Origin of the sequence: Streptomyces africanus, from assembly GCF_002150735.1 — a bacterium.
GTDB lineage: Bacteria > Actinomycetota > Actinomycetes > Streptomycetales > Streptomycetaceae > Streptomyces > Streptomyces africanus.
This window is the reverse complement of the sequence record NZ_MUKA01000240.1, coordinates 1-6,690: the sequence shown is the minus strand read 5'-3', so window position 1 is coordinate 6,690 and position 6,690 is coordinate 1. Positions and strand designations below refer to the sequence as shown.

Sequence of the window (6,690 nt, the reverse complement as noted above, 5' to 3'; positions counted from 1 at the left end):
CGCTCACCCCGCCCGCCGCCACCACGACGACCCCCAGCACGAAGAACAGCACCAGCGGATCCCACCGGTCCCGCCGCCACCGCACCCCCAGCGCCGCCACCCCGAGCAGCACCAGCCAGTACCGCCCGACCAGGTCCTCGTACAACGGCCGGTGCACCGACTCCAGGTCAGCCCCGGCCCCGAACAGCGCGAAGAAGTCGTAGTACGGCCACAGCAGCAGCACGACCAGTCCCAGCACCAGCCCACCGCCCAGCCGGAGCCACACCGACCGGCCCGGCCGCGCGGCCACCACGGTCGCGAGCGCCCCCAGCGTGGCCACCACGCCCGAGAACTGATGGCACAGCAGGATCACCGCCCACAGCGCCCCCAGCCCCAGCCACACGCCCCACCGCGCGTCACCGTCACCGCGCACCGCCCGCCCGAGCCACGCCCAGAAGTGGAACGCGAGCCCCAGCGCGAACACGCTCGGATACGACACCGTCAGCGCGAGCGAGTTGAGCCCGTAGAAGCCGCTCCAGTTGAACAGGACCGTCCCCCACAGGAACAGCAGACTCAGTACGGCCAGTGGGGGCGCGGCACGATGGCCGCTCAGCGTCCGCACGTACCGCCACACCCCCGACAGCAGCAGCGCGAGCCCGGCCAGCGCCCCCAGCCGCAGCACCACGAAGACCGACAGTCCGCTCACCCGGGCGACGCAGCCGAGCACCAGCGTCCAGGGCGAGTAGTACGGGCTCGGCGTGTCGGCGTCGACGAGCGGATTGCCCGGGTCGACGAGATCGTGGCGCAGCCGCTGGACGGTCGCGGCGTGCATGCCGAGGTCCCCGGCCCACGGCAGCCGGACGATCACGAGGACCAGCAGCAGGACGACCACCGCGGCCGCCGCCTGCACGGCGAGGGCCGCCGGTCTGTTCACTGTCACGTCCCAAGCCTTAGCCGGAAACGGTAAGTCCTCCACTCGAATCGCCCTGAGACGCGCCGAGAAGAAAGCGCCCCGGGCCGTAATCGGCCCGGGGCGCCCAGGAGGCCGTACTGCTACGAATGCGTCCGCAGCAGCGTGCGCATCGTCCGCATCGCCACCGACAGGTTCGCGAGGTCGAACGCCTCGGAGCTCTGGATCTCCTCCAGTGTGGTGCGGGCCCGGCCGAGGATCGCCGCGTTCTTCTGCTCCCACGCCTTGTAGCGCTGCTCGGGCGTCGAGGTCCCGTTGCCCACCGCCAGGACGTCCGCGGTCAGCGCCGCGTGCGCCGCGTACAGGTCCTCGCGGATCGCCGCGCGGGCCATGGACTGCCAGCGGTCGGCGCGGGGCAGCTCGATGATGCGGTCCATGAGCTGGGTGATCCGCAGCCGGTCGGCGAGGTCGTAGTAGACGTCGGCGACGTCCAGCGGCTCCCGGCCCATGCGGTCGGCGACCGAGACGATGTCGAGCGTCGGGAAGGCGGAGGAGAACCCGGCCACGCGGGTGGCGAGTTCGTCCGGGACGCCGGCGTCCGTCAGCTCGTCGTAGATCTTCTGGTACCACTCCAGGTCGGCGCCGCGCAGCAGCTTCGGCAGCTGCGTCCAGACCTGCTCGACCCGGTCGGCGAAGAAGTCGACGGTCTCGGCGAGCTGGAGCGGCTGCGGCCGGTTGTTGAGCAGCCAGCGCGTCCCGCGCTCCACGAGGCGGCGCGAGTGCAGCCGGATGCGGGTCTGGACGTCGGCCTCGGCCTTGTTGTCGAGCGCCTCGACCCCGTCCCACACCTCGGCGGAGCGGAAGATCGCACGCGCCGCGGTCTGGGCCCGGACGATCTCCTCCAGGGAGGCGCCGGTCTCCTCGCGCAGGCGGTGCAGGTACGTCGTGCCGCCGGTGTTGACCGTGTCGTTGACCAGGACGGTCGTGGTGATCTCGCGGCGCAGCGGGTGGCCGTCGATGCGCTCGGCGAACTCCTCGCGCAGCGCGGTCGGGAAGTAGCAGTGCAGCAGGCCCCGCAGGTACGGGTCGTCGGGCAGCGAGGTGTGCAGCAGCTCCTCGGCGACCGTGATCTTCGTGTACGCCAGCAGGACGGCCGTCTCCGGGCTGGTCAGGCCCTGCCCCTGGGCGAGCCGCTCGCGGATCTGCCGGTCGGTGGGCAGGAACTCCAGCGCCCGGTCGAGGTGGCCCTCCCTGACCAGGTGCTTCATGAAGCGCTGCTGGGCGTGGAGCATGTCCTTGGACTGGGCGAGGGCGTTGGCGATCGCCGTGTTCTGCGCGTAGTTGTTGCGCAGCACCAGGTGGCCGACCTCGTCGGTCATCTCGGCGAGCAGCTTGTTGCGCTGCTTGACGGTCATGTCGCCGTCCGCGACCAGGCCGTTGAGCAGGATCTTGATGTTCACCTCGTGGTCGGAGGTGTCCACGCCCGCACTGTTGTCGATGGCGTCGGTGTTGATCCGGCCGCCGTGCAGCGCGAACTCGATCCGGCCGAGCTGGGTCAGGCCCAGGTTGCCGCCCTCGCCCACGACCTTGACGCGCAGGTCCTTGCCGTCGACGCGGATGGCGTCGTTGGCCTTGTCGCCGACGTCCGCGTTGGACTCGGCGGAGGACTTGACGTACGTACCGATGCCGCCGTTCCACAGCAGGTCCACCGGCGCCTGGAGGATCGCCTTCATCAGGTCGGCCGGGGTCAGCTTGGTGACCTTGGCCTCGATGCCGAGGGCCTCGCGGATGTGCGCGTTGACCGGGATGGCCTTGGCCGTACGCGGGAAGATGCCGCCGCCGGCCGACAGCAGCTCCTTGTTGTAGTCCTCCCAGCTGGAACGCGGCAGCTCGAACAGGCGGCGGCGCTCGGCGTAGGAGGTGGCGGCGTCCGGGTTCGGGTCGATGAAGATGTGCCGGTGGTCGAAGGCGGCCACCAGCCGGATGTGCTCGGAGAGCAGCATGCCGTTGCCGAACACGTCACCGGACATGTCGCCGATGCCGACGACCGTGAAGTCCTCGGTCTGGGTGTCGACGCCCAGCTCCCGGAAGTGCCGCTTGACGGACTCCCAGGCGCCGCGGGCGGTGATGCCCATGCCCTTGTGGTCGTAGCCGGCCGAGCCGCCGGAGGCGAAGGCGTCACCGAGCCAGAAGTTGTACTGCTCGGCGACCCCGTTGGCGATGTCGGAGAAGGTCGCGGTGCCCTTGTCGGCGGCGACGACGAGGTAGGTGTCGTCCCCGTCGTGCCTCACGACGTCCGCCGGGGGCACGACCTCGCCGGCCACCATGTTGTCGGTGATGTCGAGCAGCGCCGAGATGAACGTCTTGTAGCTGGCGATGCCCTCGGCCATCCACGCGTCCCGGTCGACGCTCGGGTCGGGCAGCTGCTTGGCGACGAATCCGCCCTTGGCGCCGACCGGCACGATGACGGTGTTCTTCACCATCTGCGCCTTGACCAGGCCGAGGATCTCCGTACGGAAGTCCTCACGGCGGTCGGACCAGCGCAAGCCCCCGCGCGCGACCTTGCCGAAGCGCAGGTGCACGCCCTCGACGCGCGGCGAGTACACCCAGATCTCGAACGCCGGGCGCGGCGCCGGAAGGTCCGGGATGGCCTGCGGGTCGAACTTCATGGAGACGTACGCGTGCGGCTTGCCGCCCGCCGCCTCCTGGAAGAAGTTGGTCCGCAGGGTCGCCTTGATGACGGTGAGGAAGGACCGCAGGATCCGGTCCTCGTCGAGCGAGGCCACCTGGTCGAGGGCCGCGTCGACCTCCTCCAGCAGCGCGTCCACGATCTCGTGTCCCGCGCGCTGCCGGTCCGGCGACATCCGCGCCTCGAACAGGGAGACGAGCAGGCGGGTGGTGTGGACGTTGTTGCGGAGGGTGTCCTCCATGTAGTCCTGGCTGAACGTGGACGCCGCCTGCCGCAGGTACTTCGCGTACGCCCGCAGCACCATCGCCTGGCGCCAGGTCAGCCCGGCGCTCAGCACCAGGGCGTTGAAGCCGTCGTTCTCCGCCTTGCCGGTCCAGGTGGCGGCGAAGGCGTCCTGGAACCGCTCGCGGGCGTCGTCGCCGAGGTGGTCCCCGCCGCTGCGGGAGCGGGGCATGCGCAGGCCGAAGTCGTAGATCCAGGCCACGCTCCGGTCCGAGCAGCGCAGCTCGTACGGCCGCTCGTCGACGACCTCGACGCCGAGCCGGTTGAGGACCGGCAGCACCGCCGACAGGGAGATGGCGTCACCCGTGCGGTAGATCTTGAAGCGGCGCTCCTCGGGGGCGGCGCCCACCGGCTCGTAGAGGCTGAGCGCGAAGTCCTGGCCCTCCTCGGCGTTCAGCTGTTCGAGGTGGACGAGGTCGGCGACCGCTGCGCGCGGGTTGTGGTCGGCCTTGTAGCCCTCGGGGAAGGCGTGCGCGTACCGGCGCATCAGTTCCGCCGCCTGCTCCTCGCCGAGCTCGGCGTTGAGCGCCTCGGCGAAGGCGTCCTCCCAGGAGCGGGCGGCCTCCACCAGCCGGGCCTCGATGCGCTCCTTGTCGGCGTCGGACAGCTCGGGCAGCTCGGTGCCCTGCGGGACCCGGACCACGAAGTGCAGCCGGGACAGGATCGACTCGGTGTTCCAGGCCGTGAAGTCGACGCTGATGCCGCCCAGTTCCTCCTTGAGGATCTCGATGATCCGCAGGCGGACGGCCGTGGTGTAGCGGTCGCGCGGGAGGTAGACGAGGGCCGAGTAGTAGCGCCCGTACTCGTCCTGGCGCAGGTAGAGCCTCAGCCGCCTGCGCTCCTGGAGGTAGAGGACGGAGGTGACGATCGAGCGCAGCTCGTCGACCGGGGTCTGGAACAGCTCGTCGCGCGGGTACGTCTCCAGGATCTGGAGCAGGTCGCGCCCGTCGTGGCTGTTGGGCGAGAACCCGGCCTGTTCGAGGACCTCCTCGACCTTGCGCCGGATCACCGGGACCCGGCGCACGGACTCGGTGTAGGCGGCGGAGGAGAACAGCCCGAGGAACCGCCGCTCGCCGACGACATTGCCCTCGGTGTCGAACTTCTTGACCCCGATGTAGTCCAGGTACGACGGCCGGTGCACGGTCGACCGGCTGTTCGCCTTGGTCAGGACGAGCAGCTTGTGCTCGCGCGCCTTGGCCCGGGCGTCGGCGGGCAGCCGCTCGAAGGACGGGCTGACCGGGTGGCTCTCCTGGTCGGAGTGGTGCGGGTCGGCGCGCAGGATGCCGAGGCCGGTGCCGGGCACGGCGGCCAGCGAGTCGTCCCCGCGCAGCTGGTACTCGCGGTACCCGAGGAACGTGAAGTGGTCGTCGGCCAGCCAGCGCAGCAGCTCGCGAGCCTCCTCGACCTGGGGACCGGGCAGGTCACCGGGGATGGGCTCGTCCGGCAGCCCCTCCGCCAGCCGGATCGCCGCCTCGCGCATCTTGCCCCAGTCCTCGACGGCCTCACGGGCGTCGGACAGCACCCGCAGCAGGTCGGCGGTGATCTGCTTCAGATCGGCCCGGTCGGTCTCGCGGTCGAACTCGACATGGATCCAGGACTCGACGTGCGCGTCGTGCGGAAGGTCGCGCATGCCGGTCGCGGGCTTGGGCAGCACCTCGATGAGCTTGCCGGTGACATCGCGCCGCACGACGAACTGCGGGTGGATGACGACGTGGATGCCGCGCCCCTGTCGCGTCAGCTCGTTGGTGACGGAGTCGACGAGGAAGGGCATGTCGTCGGTGACGACCTCGACCACGGAGTGGGTGCACGTCCACCCGTTCTCTTCGACCGTAGGGGTGTGCACCCGCACGTTGGCCGTGCCCTGGGGACGGTTTTCGGCCAGCCGGTAGTGCGAGACGGCGGCTCCGAAGACATCGACCGGGTCGCGGTCGGTGAGGTCCTCCGGGGCCGTGTGCAGGTAGTAACGCTGGAGGAACGAGAGAAGGGACTCACGATCCGGGGCTTCCTGGGCGTCTGGGGTCTCCTCGCCCGTCGACCCGGTCGGTAGGTGCCCCCCGACCGGGCTGTTCTCAGCTACCCGGGCGGCCCTCTCGAGCAACTCGGCCTTGGCTTCGTCCAGCTTGGTCTGCATTGTCCTCTGGCTCCTGTCGCGCGCCGTTGCGTGACGTAGAAGGAAGTACGGCCTCTGCGCTTACGACGTCACGCCGTGACACGGGGTATCCGGTCTGTTCCGACGCTATGCCGCAAGGTGAGATGAGCGGGGGTGTCTGAGCCAATCTTGAGCTCCCCCACGGGTATGAAGCCCCGTCCCGCCCGCGAAGACCAGCGACCGCCGCCCGGTCACGGATGTAGTCCGTGCTCTCCGGGCGCAGGGCAGGGACGACGACGTCCCCGCGAACTATCGCGCTGATCACGCCACCAAGGCTATCGCTCCTTACAGGGGGCCCGTCATGAGCCGTATGTGTACAAAACCAGGCCTGGAAGTTTGACGTTCTGCACAGTGCGGCCACCTTCCGACGGCCATAGCTGCGGGCAATCGTGCCTCCCCCAGTGCCTCAAGGGCCTGGGAGGTACCCCCAGGGCGGCACGGGTGGNNACGCCGAGCACCCAGCTACGCCGCCAGCCGCTCGGCCTCCGCCACGGCTTCCTCCAGCGTGTCCACGACCGGCACCCCCACCGCCTCCAGACTCGCCCGACTGTGCGACCCGCCGGTATACAGCACGGCCCGGGCCCCCACATGCCGCGCGGCCACCGCGTCATCCGCGGCATCCCCGATCACCACGGTCCGCTCAGGATCCACTCTCAGCGACCCCAGATGCCGCACCATGTG

Annotated in this window: 2 protein-coding genes and 1 pseudogene; all 3 read right to left on the bottom strand. The window is 70.1% G+C overall.

Annotation, left to right across the window (positions count from 1 at the left end):
• A pseudogene (locus CCL05_RS27940) lies at positions 1-919 on the bottom strand (hypothetical protein); the annotation flags it as partial.
• Positions 920-1,032: 113 nt separating this feature from the next.
• Positions 1,033-5,991, bottom strand: coding sequence for an NAD-glutamate dehydrogenase (locus tag CCL05_RS27935; RefSeq protein WP_086563300.1), 4,959 nt, complete (start codon positions 5,989-5,991; stop codon positions 1,033-1,035).
• A 480-nt stretch (positions 5,992-6,471) separates the two neighbouring features.
• A partial coding sequence (locus tag CCL05_RS27930) for an HAD hydrolase-like protein (protein WP_158102504.1) occupies positions 6,472-6,690 on the bottom strand: 219 nt, incomplete at its 5' end.